Source organism: Brevibacillus formosus (assembly GCF_003013405.1).
GTDB lineage: Bacteria > Bacillota > Bacilli > Brevibacillales > Brevibacillaceae > Brevibacillus > Brevibacillus formosus.
Genome location: NZ_PXZL01000013.1, coordinates 166,271 through 183,854 on the forward strand (window position 1 = coordinate 166,271; position 17,584 = coordinate 183,854).

The window sequence follows — 17,584 nt, forward strand, 5'->3', positions numbered from 1 at the left end:
CACACGAAAGGAGCAACCATGTCAAAGGGACGTGTTCTTATCGATGCGGATGCTTGTCCGCGCCAGGCACTATTAACTGCCCAAGCATTGTGCAAGGAGCTCGACTGGATCTGTTTGACCTTTGCCAGTTATAATCATCATATTGGCAACGCCAATCATGTGACGGTAGATGCCGGTCCACAAGCGGTAGATATGAAGCTGGCAAACGAAACGAGTTCAGGGGATGTCGTGGTGACACAGGATATTGGTCTGGCAGCTCTCATTCTCGGGAAGAGAGCCCATGCCCTGACACCGCACGGAATGGTTTTTGACCCAGAACGGATAGCGTTTCATTTGGAAGAACGGAATGAAAAAGCCAGATATCGACGAGGGGGAGGTCGTACGAAAGGGCCTGCTGCTCGCACGCGTGAAGACGATCAGCGATTTGCTGAGTCCTTGCGCTTTTTGATGGAACGAGGAGATCAACAATGAATCAGACAACTAGAAAAAATGGATATGTAGGCGGAGCACTAACGTTTGCTGTTCTTGCTATGATTATGTTTGCCCTCTATGTAGCGGAGAAAGTGGCAGGTATGGATCAAGCTGCCATTGCATTTGCGACGTCGATTCGCTCGGATGTTGGGACTGCTTTTTTTCGATTGGTAACCAATCTGGGAGGAGGCGTGTTCCTTGTACCAGTAGCGGTGATGATGATCGTTGTCCTATACATAAAGAAATATCGTGTGGAGGCAATGTTTGTTCTCATTTCCCTCGGTGTCAGTGAAGTCGCAAATGAGCTCTTAAAGCTGTTCTTTGCCAGACCTAGACCGAGTGGCGTCAATCTGATTGAGCTGCCGGAGTCTTTTTCGTTTCCGAGTGGCCATGCGATGATTGGACCAGCCTTTTATTGCATGGTCGCGTTTTGGATTGCCCAATGGTTTGCGGAGAAAAGATGGTCGTCGCTCGTGCAGCCTGCGGTTTTTCTTTTCGTGGCAGTGCTCGCGTTCAGCCGTGTGTACTTGGGCGTTCATTATTTGAGTGATGTGCTTACCGGCTTTTTTCTGTCCATGTGCTGGTATTTTGTCCTCCGCCTTGGCTATGAAGAATGGTTGGGGAGACGAAGCACGGTCGTCGACCCCATACCGCATTCCAGATAATCACGAAGCTAGGTGGAATACCCTAATTCACTCATTAGACTCAGCCATTTTTCTACGCTGGGTTTATTTTTTTTGTCCTTCGGCAAAACGATGTACGCCGACCGTTTGGGAGGCTTATTGCCTGTTATGATTAGTTCCTTCAAAGTACCTGCCGCAAGCTCGGCTTTGACGGTAGAGCGCGTTAACAAGCTCACGCCGAGACCTTCTTTGATCAGATCGATAGCGAGCTCCGCTTTGTCTACTGTTAGCTTAGGTACGTAATTACGCGGCAGTGTCTGTCTAATCCACTCGTTAAAAGGCGGGCCCCAATTCATGTACAGCAGCGGCAGATTGCGCAGCTCGCGCGAATCGACGTGTGTAGATGTGGCAATGGGGCTCTCTGGACAGCAAACCAAGACAATTTCGTCATCCCACGTTGGAATGACGTCAAAGTTAGGCAAGGAGGGGGGAACGTATACGATTCCGATTTGAATCACGTTGTCCAGCAAATACTGGATGACATCGGACGAGTGGCCTGTCTTGGTGCTGATCGCAATTTGCGGATACCGATAGTGGTACTCTTTCAAGATCGGCTCGAGGGTGGAAGTCCAGATCGCGTTTAAGCTGCCGATTGATAAATAGTCTTCATAAGGCTGGAGGGAAGCGACTTCATTTAGGGCTTCATGGGACAGTTTGAGGATTCTCTCAGCATACGGTAAAAGGGTTAAGCCTGCTTGGGTAATTTCAACACTTCTTTTATCACGAATGAAAAGAGGTTTGCCAACTTTTTCTTCCAGTTGCTTGATTCGCATTGTCACCGTAGACTGGACTAAGTGGAGCATTTCCGCAGCCTTGGTGAAATTTTTCGTTTGGGCCAATGTGTAGAAAGCGCGTAATTGTTCGAAGTCCATACAGTTGGAATCCCTCTTATCTAAATATTTGATTACCATATACAAAAATGTTCGTTTCCCAAATTATACCCTGTTCGCTAAGCTGGGGATATCCTTATTTCATGTGGGCTATCGGGAGAGCGAGGGGTATTGGAATGAAGTGGGAATGGTGGCGAGAAACGCCTTTTTCAGTGAAGCTCTTGTTAAGCACATCTTTTATGATGAATATGGGTTTTTATGCATTAATCCCGTATCTTACTTTGTATTTGACGGGCAGCATCGGATGGACACTGGCGATGGCAGGGATTGTCCTGAGTGTCAGACAGTTCTCCCAGCAAGGTCTTGCCTTTTTAGGCGGTGTGATCGCGGATGCCTTCGGATACAAAGGGGCGATGTTCCTTGGATTGGGCGTCCGTGCCGTTGGTTTTGCGATGTTCGCTTTTTGTACCGAGACGTGGCACTTTTTTGTTGCCGCGATTCTTTCCGGATTGGGTGGGGCATTGTTTGAGCCTGCTTGCTCTGCTGCCTATGCGATTATTACACCCGAGGCCATTCGAAAAGAAGTTTTCTCCCTTCGCAATGTGCTTGGTAATATTGCGGTTGTCGGTTCCCAAATCGTAGGGACAGCACTCTCGGCTATTGATTTTACGTACATCTCGCTGTTTGCAGGGGCCGTCTTCGGAGTGAATGCCATCGTGATCTTCTTTTTATTCCCACCGATTCGCGCCACGAATACACGGCATAGTATATGGGAAAGTATGTCCACGGTAGTGAAGGACAAGCTGTTTGTACGATATACCTTTATTTTGATGGGGTATTATTACTTGAATATGCAGGTGTTTTTAACGATACCGCTGTTTGTTGAAAATGTTACGCATAGCAAGGTGAATGTAGGGATCGTGCTTTCTGCGCTTTCGCTGTTTGTGATCCTATTTCAAATGAAAGTGACACAATTGCTGGAGGGTTATCAGCAAAGGCTTACCTTGATTGGCATCGGGACGTTGTTTATGAGCGTGGGACTATTTTTGTTCACGTTTGCCGACTCATTGTGGCTCATTCTCTTGGATGTGTTCCTTTTTGCACTGGGTACTATGATTGCTGTTCCGAATCTGGTGGATGTCGTTCCCCGTTTTGCTCCCAAGGACTTGGTGGGTGCCTATTACGGCTTCAACGGGTATTCGATTGCCATCGGGGGTTCATTCGGACAGGTAGCGGGAGGATGGGTGTACGATGTGGGGCTGCGCTTGCAAACGCCGTGGCTGCCATGGACCATTTGTTTGGTCATCGGGTTTGGGGTGGCCTGGATGCTGCATCGCATGGAACAACAAACCGGACAAATCGGGAATGATCTAAAGAAAATAGCTCGCTCATAAATATTTTTGGGCGAAATGAAACATTTTCCATCGTTCATACGTATATAACGATAGAGATGATTGGCGCAAGAAAGTGAGGGAATTTTATGGAAGATATGAAAAAGCTGAAGCGCATGTTGCTGGTAACGGGTTCCCTTGGATTTGCAGTCTTTGCCATGGTAGTCGTTACGGAAATTGTCCGAATCTCATTGTAGCATTGCCAAGCCTAACGCATCGCATATAAAACATGAAAAGCTTGCGGTCCCTTCTTGAAAGTAGGGGCTGCAAGCTTTTCTTTTTGATTTACGCTTCGAGTTTCTTTTTAAAATGGAATTGATACACGCATATTGCTCCAATCATGAATGGAACTCCGCAGTACAAGGCGATACGCTGTTCTGGATCGAATGCCAGACTCACGAGAACGAGCAAGTTCAAGATCAAGGAGATCAAAGGCAGTACAGGGTACAAAGGTGTACGGAACTTCAGATCCTCCAGCTTGCCGCCATTTTTCAGGTAATGGCGACGGAAAGCGAGCTGCGAAGCGGAGATGGAGATCCAACCCACCTGTGCGCCGAGACCAGCGATAGACAGCAATACCATGAACACCGTATCTTCTGCAAAAATACCGGACAGAAGAGACAAGAGAGCAATGGCAAACGTAATCAACAATGCGTTCATCGGAATCCCTTTTCCATTGACTGCCCCAAGCTTTTTCGAAGCCATTCCTTCTTTGGACAGGGAGTAAAGCATGCGAGTTGCTGCGTACAAACCAGAGTTGCCAACAGACAGAAGCGCAGTCAAGACAACGAAGTTCATAATGTCAGCCGCATAAGGAATTCCAATGCTGTCAAATACCATGACGAAAGGACTTTCAATCACACCCGCCTGTTGGTGTGGGATCATCGCTGCCACAATGGCAATTGCCAGGATGAAGAAAACGAGTGTGCGCCAAACTGTGTTTCGAATGGCTTTCGGGATAGTCTTCTCTGGATTCGCACTTTCTCCTGCGGCAATCCCGATCAGCTCGGTACCTTGAAAGGAGAAGTTCACGGTTATCATCGTCATCAACAAGCCTGTAATCCCTAAAGGAAGAAGCGGGCTTTCGGTAAAGTTGGAGAACATGGGAGCAGGCTGACCGTTTTTCAGATCGATCAAACCAAACATCGCAGCTCCGCCCAAAATGATAAACAGAATGATAGCGCTTACCTTAATGCTGGAAAACCAGAACTCGGATTCACCAAACGCTCGAGCCGACAAGGCATTTAACAAAAAGAGCACGGCACCGAAGATTGCGCACCACATCCAAACGGGTGAATCAGGGAACCATCGTTGCATCAGCAATCCTGCTGACAACAATTCCAAAGCAACCGTCACGGCCCATCCTAGCCAATACAACCAGCCTACACCAAACCCAAGTGCTGGGCTAACAAAGCGGGTCATATATGTTTGGAACGAACCTGCCACTGGCATGGCAACTGTCAGCTCGCCCAGACATAGCATAGTCAGGTACATGATAAAGCCGCCAACTAAATAGGATAGAATGGCACCAACTGGTCCTGCCTGACTGATTGTATAACCTGATCCGAGAAATAACCCGGTTCCGATTACGCCCCCAAGAGAAATCATAAAAAGGTGTCTGCTGTTCATCGTACGTTTCAATTGATTGTGCTGTTCCATGTTGCTTTGGGACATATAACCCTCTCCTTCACGCGGTATGTTAAATGGATGTATGCGTTTTCAGCGCGATAGCCATATATGCTCTGCAAGAATGATACCAAATCAAATACTTTATGAAAATATTATTTTTGAGGTATATACTGGCAAAAAGCGCAAAATGATTCGGCAGGTTGATGCAAAATAATTAAAAAAACGCCAAATCTCTTGGCGTTTATTAAAAATGATAAGGTAATAACTGGACTGATAGAAATGAAGTTAACAAGCTTTTAAAAGGGAACGATGAACCGTCAAAGCTGGTGAAGAAAAAGCGCAGGGCTCGTAGACCTTGACAACGCCTACCCAGTCGGAACTTCAAAAAGGGGACCACGCTTGTCGAACACTTCTTCTATGAGAAACGTCCGCCCGTAGGGTGGCTTTGGATCGACGGTCCCCTTTTTGAAATGGAGACGGGCAGTGAATCACCCTTGCGGGCGTGTCAGAGTCGAAGAGAACTGTGCTTTTTCTTCTTCTCCACAATGTTAACTCAAACCAAAATGCGCTTTAATGATACTCTTTATCCCTTGATTCCCAGCTTACGCAAACGATATTGCAGACTTTGACGACTGATTTGTAATTCCTTGGCTGCTCGTGAAATATTTCCGTTATAGCGTTCCACAACATGGTGGATATATGCTGTTTCGAATTCTTGCATCGTTTCCTTCAAAGGCTTTCCTTCGTCTACAAAAGGCAATGCGGGAGGGGAGGGTTGCTCGATCGTTACAGAAGCGGCTGGCATACGACGCAAAAAGTGTAAGGGCAAGTGCTCATAACGGATGGTTGATTCGTCAATCATCAGATTCATGGCCCCCTCAATCAAGTGCTGAAGCTCACGCACATTGCCAGGCCAGTCATGCTGAATAAAAAATTGCAGAACCTCGTCACTGATGCTTCTGACCTCCATTTGGAACAGCTCATTGTATTTTTCGATAAAATGGCTGACCAGCATCGGAATATCTTCCTTGCGTTCCCGAAGCGGGGGGAGAAATAACGTGACGACTCCGAGGCGGTAGTACAGGTCTTTTCGCAAATGCGAATTGGCGATTGCTTCAACAGGGTCTTCATTGATAGCGGCAATGATTCGTACATCGATCGATCGATCCTTTGTGTCACCAATACGTCTGATCGACTTCTCTTGCAGAGCACGCAACAATTTTGCCTGGAGTGGCATACTAAGCGAGTTGATTTCGTCGAGAAAAAGTGTTCCGCCTTCCGCTTGCTCAAACAATCCAGGCCGCTCTACTGCGCCGGTAAATGCTCCGCGAGCAGTTCCAAACAAAAGCCCTTCGATCAGGCTATCTGGAAGTGCAGCGCAGTTTTGTGAAATAAGGGGACCAGATGCACGCAGACTGGCATTATGAATGCTTTGCACGAACAGCTCTTTCCCGGCACCAGTTTCACCGACTACCAAAACGGATGAGGAGGTGCGTGCTGCGCGTTTGGCATTTTCTATGACATCGAGAATAGGACCGCTTCTCCCGATAATATGCTCGAATGTGTAGCGTGATCCGTTTTTTTGCAGCAGGTTTTCTCTGATCAATCGTTCCATTTTGGTAACATCATTTGCGATTTCCATTGCGCCGATGATCTTGCCATTTTCAATGATGGGGTAGGTATTGTTGATGGTTGAGATTTCCTTTTGCTTGTCATTAAAATACGTTTGGCGTGTATTGCGAATGCTGTTTCCGGTACGCAAGCACGTGAGCAAGGTACTTTCCTGTCCAGACGGGAACTGAAAAACCTCTGCCAATGGTTTGTGCAAAACGTCTTGTCTGGTCATCGATTCCAGCTCGGTCATTTTTGAATTGTAGACAATCGTTGTCCCGTCCGCATCGATGACATGCACACCTTCATTCATTCTGTCCAAAATATGTTCATAAATGCGCAAGAGAGTGTCAGATGAAGCATTATGCATAGAAGACGACAACATGGTCACCAGCCTTTCCTTATGAGGGTATCATAGCATAAAGGGAATGGGTGCAAAAACATTATGCACTGCAAAAGAATATGAATGCCAGATGCAAAATTTTTTGCTCGTCTGATCGAATTGGATCGACTTTGTGGGGTTTTTCTATTTGGCATCGTTCTTGCTAGATAATTTTAGCAAGTGATCTTGAAGGAGGCTAACGACATGAGTAAAACAAACGTGGTTATTGAACAAACAGAAAAATTTGGTGCGCACAACTATCATCCGCTACCGATCGTTATTTCCAAAGCAGAAGGCGTATGGGTACACGATCCGGAAGGCAATAAATATCTGGATATGCTGAGTGCATATTCTGCGCTGAACCAAGGACATCGTCATCCACGTATCATCCAAGCTCTGAAAGATCAAGCTGATAAAGTAACGCTCACTTCCCGTGCTTTTTACAATGACCAACTGGGTGAATTCTACGAAAAGCTCTCTGCGGTGACAGGGAAAGAAATGATCCTGCCAATGAACACTGGTGCAGAAGCAGTAGAGACAGCACTCAAAGCGGTTCGTCGCTGGGCTTATGATGTGAAAAAAGTACCAGAAAACCAAGCAGAAATCATCGTATGTGAAGGCAACTTCCATGGACGTACTGTCACAGTGACTTCTTTCTCTTCTGCAGAAGAGTACAGACGTGGCTTCGGACCATTCACACCAGGTTTCAAAATCATTCCTTATGGTGATATCGAAGCGCTTAAGCAAGCGATTACACCAAATACAGCAGCGTTCATGCTGGAGCCGATCCAAGGCGAAGCAGGAATCATCATTCCGCAAGAGGGCTTCTTGAAGCAAGCGCAAGAGGTATGTAAAGCAAACAACGTACTTCTGGTCTGCGATGAGATCCAAACAGGCTTCGGTCGCACAGGTAAAATGTTTGCCAGCGATTGGGAAGATGTAGTACCAGACATGTACATCATGGGGAAAGCTCTTGGTGGTGGCGTATTCCCGATCTCCGCAGTAGCAGCAGATAAAGAAATCTTGAGCGTATTTGAGCCAGGCTCCCACGGTTCTACCTTTGGCGGAAATCCACTGGGATGTGCAGTTGCCATCGCAGCTATGGATGTATTGGCTGACGAAGGTCTTGTACAGCGCTCCCTGGAAATGGGCGCATACTTCATGGAGAAACTGAAAGAAATCAATAACCCGATCATCAAGGAAATTCGCGGTCGCGGTCTGTTCATTGGCTTGGAGCTGACTACAGCGGCTCGTCCATATTGCGAAAAACTAAAAGAACTGGGGCTCTTGTGCAAAGAAACACATGAGACAACCATTCGCTTTGCACCACCACTCGTTATCAGCAAAGAAGACCTGGATTGGGCAATTGATCGCATCAAGCAAGTTCTGCACGTGACAGAAGCTGCAAACGCATAATAGCAACAACGAAAGCCATCCTGTACAGGGTGGCTTTTTTAGTGGGCTCATTATGACAGAATAGTCTCATCATTCGTTCGACAAATTTCGACTAACTGTGGATAAAAGGAAAAAAACATCCACAAAGGAAATGCTTGGATGCTTATAAGTTACACACAATTTGCCCACATGTTACCAACAAGATGTCCACATTGGCTGTGGATATCCGAACGATTGTTCGATACAAATGCTTCTGTTACAATGGGCTCATATTAGAGATGGAGGTGAGCAAAGGTGAAATACTTAAGTGACCAAATGTTGATAGAAGTATATCATCGAGCTGTCGACCTTCAACTAGATGCAGCTTTTATCGAATTGCTTCGCGAAGAACTACAGCATCGGAATATCCGTATCACACAGTTCAGCGCCTAAGAGCAAAATCATCACACATACGTAACATATGGCAAAAGCCATCCTCTTTTTTCGACGGAGGATGGCTTTTGCTATCTTATGCTTGTTCCGTAATAAACTCAACAGCAGTAATTCCTTTAATCGGTTCTTCATTGGCAAGCAATACTTCGGGCAAATAAAAGTACACAGGACCATCCTCTTTAATAGGCTTGCCGTCTTTGGAGAATTGCAGGATGGCCCTTCTAGCCTCTGCTAGTGGAAGAACGATCGCTTCCTGATTCTCGCGGTGAAGACGGACATGAGTCACCTCTGGTAGGGGCTCAGCGTTTGTAATAAAGGGATCAAGACGGATTCCGTACTCGCCCTCGAGCACCTTACGTTCTTCAGCTAAGCTTTTTCGTTCGGAAGGAAGCGTAGCCCCTTCGCGTAATTCCTTATCCCACTGCGTACCCGTGCCAGCCAAATACTTAGCTTGGGTAGCAAGGGAGCTATCATCTTCGCCCGAGTATGTTTTCAAATCGAATTTGCGTTCATCAAAAACCCAAACGGTTGGATCCAATGTAATAGGGAAAGCAATAGCCCCTTTGAACACGATAACATCAGACATACGTCATTCCTCCGTGGTCGTTCATAATCAATCTCTATATTACTATAGACTCGCAAATGACAGCAATTATCCAAAAAGCGAAAATTTCATAAAATAGTCTAAAAATTATTGACATGCAATTTATAGAATATATAATCTTATTAGAAAGTTATTATGTGAGAGTGAACTTTGCCTGTGATATTTGAACTCCTACTGAAAAGTTGAAGTCAGATAAAAGGCATTGTGTACAAGCCTTTCGATTTTTGGAAGGGCTTTCATGTAGGGTAGGATACTCACTTCGTCTTTCTCCCGCTGAACCATCAACGACGATGAGCGCTAGAGAAGGAAGACCACATCATTCATCCCGAGGATGGTTGCAAAGTCACAGGAACATTCAGGGAATTCAAACGACTTAGGGGGCGAAACTATGGCGAAAGGCACGAATGTGCAAGTAGATCTGATGAAGCAAAAAGGTATCCTAAAGTGGATTGAAACGGTAGGGAATAAGCTCCCGCATCCATTTGTACTGTTCATTATTTTGTGTGGCGTATTGATGGTAGTCTCTGCAATCCTCGCAGCCATGGATTTTTCGGTCATGCATCCTGCAAAAGGCGAAGAGGTTGCCGTTAAGAGTTTGCTTAGCGTCGAAGGTATTCACTGGATTTTAACGAGTATGCTGAAAAACTTTATTGAATTTCCAGCACTTGGCCTCGTTCTGGCGATGACGCTTGGAATTGGACTGGCGGAAAAAATCGGTCTTTTGACGACAGTTCTGCGCAAAATGATGGCAGGCATTCCGGCAGCGGTTGTCAGTTATGCAATTGTTTTTGTCGGTATTTTGGGAAATCTTGCTTCTGATGCAGCCATGGTTATTATTCCTCCGCTTGGTGGTCTCGTGTTCTTGGCAATGGGGCGTCACCCGATTGCAGGCTTTGCAGCTGGTATGGCTGGTGTATCCTCCGGTTTTACAGCGAACTTTTTCATTGCAGGTACAGATGCTCTTTTGGCAGGGATTAGTACCGAAGTAGCGAAAACGATTGATCCGAATGCAATGGTTACACCAGTAGATAACTGGTTTTTCATGTCAGCTTCCGTTGTCATCCTCGCTTTCTTTGGAGGATGGATCACCGATAAAATTATCGAACCGCGTCTTGGCGCGTATCACGGAGATCGAAACGTACAATTCGAAGAAGTAACTCCCCAGGAAAACAAAGCACTGCGCAAAGCGGGTATCGCAGCGTTGATTTTCGTAGTGATTGTAGGATTGCTGGTCGTTCCTGAAGGTTCATTGCTGCGCGATCCAAAGACAGGTGACTTCTTGACCTCACCGTTTTTGAAAGGGATCATTCCTATCATCCTGCTGTTCTTTGTGACCGTATCGTTTGTATATGGTAGAGCAATGGGACTGATTAAAACATCGAAGGACATTCCGCATTACATGTCCGAAGCCATCAAGGATATGTCCGGCTTTATTGTGTTAGCGTTTACAGCTGCACAGTTCATCGCGTTCTTTAACTGGAGCAACATTGGTATTTTGATGGCTGTCAATGGGGCAGAATTCATGACAAACATGGGCTTGACAGGCTTGCCGATCATTATTGCCTTCACACTTTTCACAGGAATCTGTAGCTTGTTTATCACGAGTGGTTCAGCGCTGTGGGCGATTCTCGCACCTGTATTCATGCCAATGCTGATGCTGCTGGATTACAATCCGGCGTTTATCCAAGTCGCTTATCGTATAGCGGACTCTGCAACCAATACAATCTCACCTGTGAATCCGTACATCCCGCTCTTCCTGGCTTTCTACCAGAAGTATAATAAGAATGCAGGAATGGGAACAATTTTCTCTACCATGACTCCATTTGCAATCGTTTTCCTGGTCGTTTGGATCTTGCAATTGACAGCATGGTACTTCCTCGATCTCCCATTTGGTCCTGGCGTATACGTTCGCTAGTCTATTCATAAACAAATAGAGAGTCGCTCATGAGGGCGGCTCTTTTTTTGTACACGAGAAGCTTGGACAATTGGAAAAAGACGGTTTATGCTGTGGGTATGTATGTGAAGGGAATAAGGGAGGGAACGAACGTGTACGATTTTGATCAGCGAATTGAACGCAGAGGGACAGACAGTGTCAAATGGGAGATTCAGAATCCAAAAGTGAACGGAGAAGGGATGCTTCCGCTGTGGGTGGCGGATATGGATTTTGCTTGCGCTCCTGAAATCACGGAGGCACTGATCAAACGGGCGAGTCACCCGATATACGGATACACGTTGAAGTCAAATGCCCTTTATCAGAGCTTGAAAGAGTGGATATACAAGCGATTTGCTGTAGAGGTAGAAGTGAGCTGGATGACAGGGATACCTGGGGTGGTTCCCGGCATTCATGTAGCAGTAGAGGCTTATACAGCCCCGGGAGATGGAGTCTTGATCCAGACGCCTGTGTACCATCCTTTTTATCATGCAGTTGAAAATCGCGGGCGTCATGTCGTTACCAGCCCACTCTTGGAGCGTGACGGCCGGTATGAAATGAATTGGGATGATCTCGCACAAAAGCTGAGCGACCCGCGGGTGAAGCTCATGCTGCTTTGCACACCGCATAATCCGATTGGGCGTGTATGGACCAGAGTAGAGCTGGAGCGCTTGGGAAGATTGTGTGTAGAAAATGGCGTGCTTGTGGTTGCCGACGAGATTCATTCGGATTTAGTCTATGAGCCAAATATTCATACGCCTTACTATTCGCTGGCACCGGAGTTGGCAAAACAGAGTGTGATCTTCCTTTCAGCTGCCAAAACGTTTAATTTGGCTGGTCTGTACACTTCCTATTTGATGACAGAAAATCAGCAGTTATTGCGGAACTTCCAGGTCACAGCATCCAAAATGGGCTATGAAAATCTGAATTTGTTTGGGATGGAAGCAACGATCGCTGCCTACCAGCATGGGGAAGCCTGGCTGGAAGAACTGTTGATCTATTTACGTAAGAATGCTGCCTATGTGCATGAGTTTTTATCGACTCGTATTCCCGCGGTTTCCATGGCAATTCCAGAAGCAACATACTTGGGGTGGATGGATTTTAGACAGTTAGGATATAGTCAGGTAGAGTTGAACAAGCTCATTCGTGAGGAGGCAAAGCTCGGTTTGCACGATGGCACGACGTTTGGGCGGGATGGTGCAGGCTTTATGCGAATCAATTTTGCTTGCCCAAGATCGATTCTAGTCGAAGCGATGGAACGATTGGAGCACGCTGTTCAGAAGTAGGGAAAATTTGACATGGGTCATGTAGAAATCTACAATCGAATCTGTATACATCGACGTAATAGACTGAGGGGTTTTTCGATGGATTTGACACAAGCGTCCAAACAATTGGAGCAAGTACGCAACCATTCACTTGAGTATACACACAAGGGGAGTGTAGCGTCTTACATCCCAGAACTGGCAAAAGTCGAACCGTATCAATTGGGCGTGGCTGTATGCTTGCCAGATGGGACGATCCTTTCTGCCGGGGATGCAGATGTGCCTTTCTCAATGCAAAGCATCTCCAAGATTTTCTCTCTGATCGTGGCCTTATGCCAGAACGGGAAGGATTACGTGTTTCGGCATGTGGGGAAAGAACCAACGGGAGACCCGTTTAATTCGATTATTAAGCTGGAGACGACCGAATCCCATAAACCGTTGAACCCGATGATTAATGCAGGAGCCATCGCGGTTGCGGGCATGATTCGTGGTGCCAACGTGGACGAGCGGCTAGATGCTGTGCTGGCTTTGATGCGCAAAATGACAGGGAATCCTCTTCTTTCTATCAATCACGCAGTTTATTGTTCGGAAAAGAAAACGGCTGATCGCAATCGTGCCCTCGCTTGGTTTCTAAAGGACAGCGGCATTCTGGAAACGGATGTAGAAGAGACGCTTGATCTGTATTTTCGCCATTGCTCGATAGAAGTGACAGCGAAGGACGTAGCTACATTAGGGATGGTGCTTGCCGCAGACGGAACTCTCGTGAATACGGGTGAGCGAGTGATCCCGGAGGAGGTAGCGCGAATCTGCAAGACCTTTATGGTGACTTGTGGGATGTACAATGCCTCTGGTGAGTTTGCAATTGACGTAGGAATCCCTGCGAAAAGTGGGGTTGCCGGCGGTATTATGGCAACAGTGCCACATCGTATGGGGATTGGTGTGTTCGGTCCGTCGTTGGATGAGAAAGGAAATTCGGTAGCCGGTGTCAAGCTGTTGGAGCTGCTATCAAAAGAGTGGAAGCTTGGTATCTTTTAGCTTCTTGCAGTTGATCTGTCTTCTCCCCTTTTCAAATGGCCCAGAATCGCGTACTATGTATGATAAGGATGGAGGCAAACGGAGGGATAGGTTTTGACAGAAATTAAGGTTCCCGATCTGGAACAAAAAGCGCTAGCGTTGCTTCAAGCAGACGCCGACAAAATTTACAAGCTGATCGACGTACAGATGGAAAACCTGACCATGCCGCAGTGCCCACTGTATGAAGAAGTGCTGGATACCCAAATGTTCGGGCTTTCTCGTGAAGTAGAGTACGCGGTCCGCTTAGGACTGATTAGCGAAGACATTGGTCGAGAAATTATGGGTTCATTGGAACGTAAATTGGCCCATCTTCATGAACTGTTTAATCAAAAGTAAGGCGAGGAGAGCGGAGATTATCCTCGCTTTTCATTTTGTTGAAAGAAAAAACACTTGCCTATTTCGCCTATTTATATTAAATTAAATTCTATAATTTTTGATTAATTTCGAAATGCAATGACGGAGACTAGTATGCGGAATCACCGCTTTTCAGGGAGAAGCTGCCTTAGACTGAAAGCAGCTTTGAAGCGCGCCCCGTAGAATTCCCTCCTGAGCAGCCCTCTTAATGGCTTTTTGCCTAGTAGGAGGAATCGGGTCATTCCCGTTATCAATGATGGAGAGAAGTGCGTAGGGAATCTGTATCCCGTGCACTTAATCAGGGTGGTACCGCGAATAACTCGTCCCTTTTTTGGACGAGTTTTTTTATTTAGCGCAAGACGCCCAACAAACCGAATCATAGAAACAAGCAAGGAAAGAGACTAGTAAACGGACCTGCTGCATAACAGGGAAGGCTGCCATAGACTGAGAGCAGCCTGATGCAAGCCCCGTTGAATTCACTCTTGAGCTGACCTCTGAACGCAGGCGCCGCCAGTAGGAGAGTCCGGGTCATACCCGTTATCAATGACGAAGCGAGGCATCGCCTATAGGGGATGTCTAAGTAGGGTGGTACCGCGAGAAATAACTAACTCGTCCCTTTTTGGGGCGGGTTTTTTTGTATCCATTTTTGAGCAGTTAAAGAAAATCTTTGGAGGGTGAAAAACTATGAAACAAGCCGAACAATGGACGAGCAGGCTCGGCTTCATCTTGGCAGCAGCAGGCTCGGCGATCGGACTGGGGGCCATTTGGAAATTTCCTTATATGGTCGGAACGAGCGGTGGTGGAGCATTCTTTCTGCTATTCATCATCTTTACGCTAGCAATTGGTCTTCCGCTGTTGTTAGGAGAATTCACAATCGGACGCAGTACTCAAAAAGAGGCGATCAGTGCATATAAAACAGTTGCGCCAGGGTCACTCTGGCATTGGATCGGTCGCCTTGGGGTGGTCACTTGCTTCTTGCTCTTGTCCTTTTACAGTGTAGTGGGAGGATGGATTCTTAGTTATCTTCTTCGCGGGTTTACTGGTCAATTGCAAGGCCCAGCGTATGATAAAGTGTTTGGTGACGTTATCGGTGATCCTATTGGTGCAGTAGTTGCCCAGTTGGTTTTCATGCTCATTACCGCATGGGTAGTAGCGAGAGGCGTATCGAGTGGAATTGAGTCCGCTAACAAGTACATGATGCCTGGCTTGTTCCTTTTATTCATGGTATTGATGGTTCGTTCCTTGACGTTGGATGGGGCGATGGAGGGGGTTTCCTTCTTTCTGCGTCCTGACTTTTCCAGGCTGAGTGCGGAATCGATCCTGTACGCATTGGGTCAATCCTTTTTCGCGCTGAGCGTCGGGGTGTCCGTCATGGTCACGTACAGCTCGTACCTTGCCAAAAACGAAAGTCTGGTTCGTTCTGCTGGTTCGATTGTCAGTTTGAATCTCCTCGTATCACTGTTTGCCGGTTTGGCGATTTTCCCTGCCGTTTTCTCCCTCGGTGTAGAGCCAACAGCAGGGCCGGGATTGCTGTTTATCGTACTGCCTTCTGTGTTTGAAAAAATTGCTTTCGGCAGCATTTTTCTGTTAATCTTTTTGGCTCTTTTCCTTTTCGCTACATTGACTTCGGCTTTTTCGATGCTGGAAATTATCGTTGCTTCCCTTACAAAGGGGGACGAAACCAAGCGCAAGCGCCTCGCTTGGGTGGTTGGTCTCTTGATTTTTATCGTCGGTGTCCCGTCAGCTTTGTCATTCGGTGTATGGAGCGAGGTTACGCTGTTCGGCAAGTCTATCTTTGATGCGATGGACTTTTTGGTCAGCAATATCTTGATGCCGCTGGGAGCGCTGCTCATTGCGATCTTCGTTCCTTTGAAAATGAAGCGCGAGACCTTGATCAACGAACTGGGGGCGCATACTCCTCTGGGCAAGCGCCTGTTTATCATTTGGCTTCTCCTGATTAAATATGTAGCACCTATCGCGATTCTCGCAGTGTTCCTGCAAATGCTGGGTATCTGGTAAAACAACGAAAGGCTTCGCCACTTTAGGATGGCGGAGCCTTTGTTTTGTTCCTGCTCCCTACGCGAAGAAAAAGACCGTACCCAAAATAATATACACTGTCAACAGAAGTACGCCTTCAAACCAGTTCGTAGCGCCATCCCGTGTGATGGAAATCGTAATAAAGGTAGCAACTCCGATCGCAGCCAATTCAAAGGAAGTGAACACGATGTCCATCGGATTGCCTAGCAAGAGACTGAGAATGACGAGCGTAGGGGCTACGAACAACGCGATCTGCAAGCTGGAGCCGATCGCGATCTCGACTGCTGCACCGATGCGTCCTTTTAGTGCCAAAAGCAAGGCAGCACTGTGCTCTGCCGCATTCCCGATGATCGCAATGACAAAAGCACCTACGAATAACTCTGACCACCCTAACGATTCGGAGACATGATGCACTCCCTCTACCAGCCATTCCGAGACAACGGCCACGAAAAAGGTGGAGACAGCAAGCATCAAGAGAGAGACACCCTTTGACCATACCGCATCACTTTCTTGCGGCTCGATATCCGATAAAAAATCGCTGTGGGTAATCATTGAAAAGATGAGCCACAAAATGTAGGCAATGATGAGCAGGCTGGCGATGACGATGCTGATGATCTCCACCTTGATCGCAGGCAGATCGAACATGAAGACCGCCGGTATGAACAATGCGACGATTGCGAGTGTCATCAAGGAAGCATTGTGACTTGCCAGCCTGCTATTGAAGGTTTGTTCCTTGTACTTAAGACCGCCCAGTAACGTGCTCAAGCCGAGAACCAACAGCATATTTCCGATGATCGCACCCGTAATAGAGGCTTTGACCATATCGAACAAGCCTTCTTTCACCAGAAAAAAAGCAATAATGAGTTCTGCGGCATTTCCGAAGGTAGCGTTAAGAAAGCCGCCGATTCGGTCCCCAGCATAATGGGCGACGCTCTCTGTCGATTTTCCGAGCCAAGCCGCCAAAAAAATGATGGCAAGTGAAGCAGTGGCGAATTGGAGCATTTCATTTCCAGAAAAATAGTGGGCGTAAAGGGCTAACAGCATGCTCCCGCCAACTAATGAGAAAAAGAGTTTCAAGTTCATTTCATCACCTCAGCAGTTTTTACTCATCCCTAAAACCTTATAGGTATAGAGTTCCTGTTCTGGACAAAACTAACCATGAACTAGAAAAGGGAGGTGTTTTTTTATGACCCAGCCTTTGTTGTGCCCGACATGTAAATCAAATCGGATGAGGTTCACTGTTATTGAACAGACCCCTCGCTATATAAGACTGGACCCACAGTCAGGCGAAGTCGTAGCAGAACTCCATCAAGACCAGCTCGATATGTTTCACCAGCCGTACAAAGGTGAGAACTACATGATACAATGTGGAGTTTGCGGGACAACAGAACCGGAAGAACGATTCGTCAAGATGGCTCAGCATATGCAATCACAGCGTTCAAAATGAAAACGAAAAGGAAAGCAGGCACACAGTTTACGACTGTCGTGCCTGTTTTTTA

16 protein-coding genes and 2 other annotated features are annotated in these 17,584 nt (G+C 46.8%); of the genes, 11 read left to right on the top strand and 5 right to left on the bottom strand.

All coding sequences use genetic code 11. The annotated features are described in order from the left end of the window. Positions 1 to 18: 18 nt before the first annotated feature. Positions 19 to 471, top strand: a complete 453-nt coding sequence (locus C7R91_RS13315) for a YaiI/YqxD family protein (protein ID WP_047068770.1) — start codon at positions 19 to 21, stop codon at positions 469 to 471. Then, a complete protein-coding gene (locus tag C7R91_RS13320; RefSeq protein ID WP_047068771.1) occupies positions 468 to 1,136 on the top strand; it encodes a phosphatase PAP2 family protein in 669 nt (222 codons plus the stop codon). Before C7R91_RS13315 ends, C7R91_RS13320 begins: the two co-directional genes overlap by 4 nt. A gap of 8 nt (positions 1,137 to 1,144) precedes the next feature. Here C7R91_RS13320 and C7R91_RS13325 read toward each other — a convergent pair whose 3' ends face one another. Continuing rightward, entirely contained in the window at positions 1,145 to 2,026 is an 882-nt protein-coding gene (locus C7R91_RS13325; RefSeq protein ID WP_007725870.1) for a LysR family transcriptional regulator, read from the bottom strand. A gap of 134 nt (positions 2,027 to 2,160) precedes the next feature. Here C7R91_RS13325 and C7R91_RS13330 point away from each other — a divergent pair, with 134 nt between their 5' ends. Next, positions 2,161 to 3,378 carry an MDR family MFS transporter gene (locus C7R91_RS13330; protein ID WP_174769346.1) on the top strand — a complete coding sequence of 406 codons (1,218 nt, stop codon included), beginning with the start codon at positions 2,161 to 2,163 and terminating at the stop codon, positions 3,376 to 3,378. Positions 3,379 to 3,660: 282 nt separating this feature from the next. On the opposite strand, the gene C7R91_RS13335 is transcribed toward C7R91_RS13330, so the two are convergent. Together C7R91_RS13335 and C7R91_RS13345 are read right to left on the bottom strand one after the other, a co-directional pair. Further along, entirely contained in the window at positions 3,661 to 5,049 is a 1,389-nt protein-coding gene (locus C7R91_RS13335) for an amino acid permease (RefSeq protein WP_047068772.1), read from the bottom strand. Between the two features lie 538 nt (positions 5,050 to 5,587). Continuing rightward, positions 5,588 to 7,000: a sigma-54 interaction domain-containing protein gene (locus tag C7R91_RS13345; RefSeq protein WP_236697846.1), complete on the bottom strand. Its 1,413-nt coding sequence runs from the start codon at positions 6,998 to 7,000 to the stop codon at positions 5,588 to 5,590. Between the two features lie 201 nt (positions 7,001 to 7,201). Here C7R91_RS13345 and C7R91_RS13350 point away from each other — a divergent pair, with 201 nt between their 5' ends. Next, positions 7,202 to 8,413 carry an ornithine--oxo-acid transaminase gene (locus C7R91_RS13350; RefSeq protein WP_047068774.1) on the top strand — a complete coding sequence of 404 codons (1,212 nt, stop codon included), beginning with the start codon at positions 7,202 to 7,204 and terminating at the stop codon, positions 8,411 to 8,413. A gap of 273 nt (positions 8,414 to 8,686) precedes the next feature. Further along, positions 8,687 to 8,824, top strand: coding sequence for a sporulation histidine kinase inhibitor Sda (locus C7R91_RS13355; protein ID WP_007725857.1), 138 nt, complete (start codon positions 8,687 to 8,689; stop codon positions 8,822 to 8,824). Positions 8,825 to 8,900: 76 nt separating this feature from the next. Here C7R91_RS13355 and C7R91_RS13360 read toward each other — a convergent pair whose 3' ends face one another. Further along, positions 8,901 to 9,410, bottom strand: coding sequence for a molybdopterin-binding protein (locus C7R91_RS13360; RefSeq protein WP_047068775.1), 510 nt, complete (start codon positions 9,408 to 9,410; stop codon positions 8,901 to 8,903). Positions 9,411 to 9,816: 406 nt separating this feature from the next. Between C7R91_RS13360 and C7R91_RS13365 the strand changes: the two genes are divergently transcribed. From C7R91_RS13365 to C7R91_RS13385, 5 genes are all read left to right on the top strand, one after another. Next, positions 9,817 to 11,343, top strand: coding sequence for an AbgT family transporter (locus C7R91_RS13365; RefSeq protein WP_047068776.1), 1,527 nt, complete (start codon positions 9,817 to 9,819; stop codon positions 11,341 to 11,343). A 131-nt stretch (positions 11,344 to 11,474) separates the two neighbouring features. Then, positions 11,475 to 12,644, top strand: coding sequence for a MalY/PatB family protein (locus tag C7R91_RS13370; protein ID WP_047069472.1), 1,170 nt, complete (start codon positions 11,475 to 11,477; stop codon positions 12,642 to 12,644). 78 nt (positions 12,645 to 12,722) lie between these two features. Further along, a complete protein-coding gene (gene glsA, locus C7R91_RS13375) occupies positions 12,723 to 13,655 on the top strand; it encodes a glutaminase A (protein WP_047068777.1) in 933 nt (310 codons plus the stop codon). A gap of 93 nt (positions 13,656 to 13,748) precedes the next feature. Further along, positions 13,749 to 14,030, top strand: coding sequence for an Fpa/YlaN family protein (locus C7R91_RS13380; RefSeq protein WP_007725848.1), 282 nt, complete (start codon positions 13,749 to 13,751; stop codon positions 14,028 to 14,030). A gap of 108 nt (positions 14,031 to 14,138) precedes the next feature. Next, positions 14,139 to 14,379 (top strand) — a binding site (T-box leader). A 51-nt stretch (positions 14,380 to 14,430) separates the two neighbouring features. Further along, positions 14,431 to 14,668, top strand: a binding site (T-box leader). 64 nt (positions 14,669 to 14,732) lie between these two features. Next, the gene (locus C7R91_RS13385) at positions 14,733 to 16,067 is read left to right on the top strand and encodes a sodium-dependent transporter (RefSeq protein ID WP_047068778.1); all 1,335 of its coding nucleotides are present in this window, start codon (positions 14,733 to 14,735) and stop codon (positions 16,065 to 16,067) included. A gap of 57 nt (positions 16,068 to 16,124) precedes the next feature. On the opposite strand, the gene cax is transcribed toward C7R91_RS13385, so the two are convergent. Next, positions 16,125 to 17,168, bottom strand: coding sequence for a calcium/proton exchanger (cax, locus tag C7R91_RS13390; protein ID WP_047068779.1), 1,044 nt, complete (start codon positions 17,166 to 17,168; stop codon positions 16,125 to 16,127). A 103-nt stretch (positions 17,169 to 17,271) separates the two neighbouring features. Here cax and C7R91_RS13395 point away from each other — a divergent pair, with 103 nt between their 5' ends. Beyond that, the gene (locus C7R91_RS13395; protein ID WP_047068780.1) at positions 17,272 to 17,532 is read left to right on the top strand and encodes a hypothetical protein; all 261 of its coding nucleotides are present in this window, start codon (positions 17,272 to 17,274) and stop codon (positions 17,530 to 17,532) included. The last annotated feature ends 52 nt before the right edge of the window (positions 17,533 to 17,584 follow it).

Coding starts and splice junctions, on each gene's coding strand:
- C7R91_RS13335 (WP_047068772.1), bottom strand. CDS start 5,049: ATGTCCCAAAGCAACATGGAACAGCACAATCAATTGAAACGTACGATG.
- C7R91_RS13325 (WP_007725870.1), bottom strand. CDS start 2,026: ATGGACTTCGAACAATTACGCGCTTTCTACACATTGGCCCAAACGAAA.
- C7R91_RS13350 (WP_047068774.1), top strand. CDS start 7,202: ATGAGTAAAACAAACGTGGTTATTGAACAAACAGAAAAATTTGGTGCG.
- glsA (WP_047068777.1), top strand. CDS start 12,723: ATGGATTTGACACAAGCGTCCAAACAATTGGAGCAAGTACGCAACCAT.
- C7R91_RS13345 (WP_236697846.1), bottom strand. CDS start 7,000: ATGTTGTCGTCTTCTATGCATAATGCTTCATCTGACACTCTCTTGCGC.
- C7R91_RS13395 (WP_047068780.1), top strand. CDS start 17,272: ATGACCCAGCCTTTGTTGTGCCCGACATGTAAATCAAATCGGATGAGG.
- C7R91_RS13365 (WP_047068776.1), top strand. CDS start 9,817: ATGGCGAAAGGCACGAATGTGCAAGTAGATCTGATGAAGCAAAAAGGT.
- C7R91_RS13360 (WP_047068775.1), bottom strand. CDS start 9,410: ATGTCTGATGTTATCGTGTTCAAAGGGGCTATTGCTTTCCCTATTACA.
- C7R91_RS13330 (WP_174769346.1), top strand. CDS start 2,161: ATGAAGTGGGAATGGTGGCGAGAAACGCCTTTTTCAGTGAAGCTCTTG.
- C7R91_RS13320 (WP_047068771.1), top strand. CDS start 468: ATGAATCAGACAACTAGAAAAAATGGATATGTAGGCGGAGCACTAACG.
- C7R91_RS13385 (WP_047068778.1), top strand. CDS start 14,733: ATGAAACAAGCCGAACAATGGACGAGCAGGCTCGGCTTCATCTTGGCA.
- C7R91_RS13315 (WP_047068770.1), top strand. CDS start 19: ATGTCAAAGGGACGTGTTCTTATCGATGCGGATGCTTGTCCGCGCCAG.
- cax (WP_047068779.1), bottom strand. CDS start 17,168: ATGAACTTGAAACTCTTTTTCTCATTAGTTGGCGGGAGCATGCTGTTA.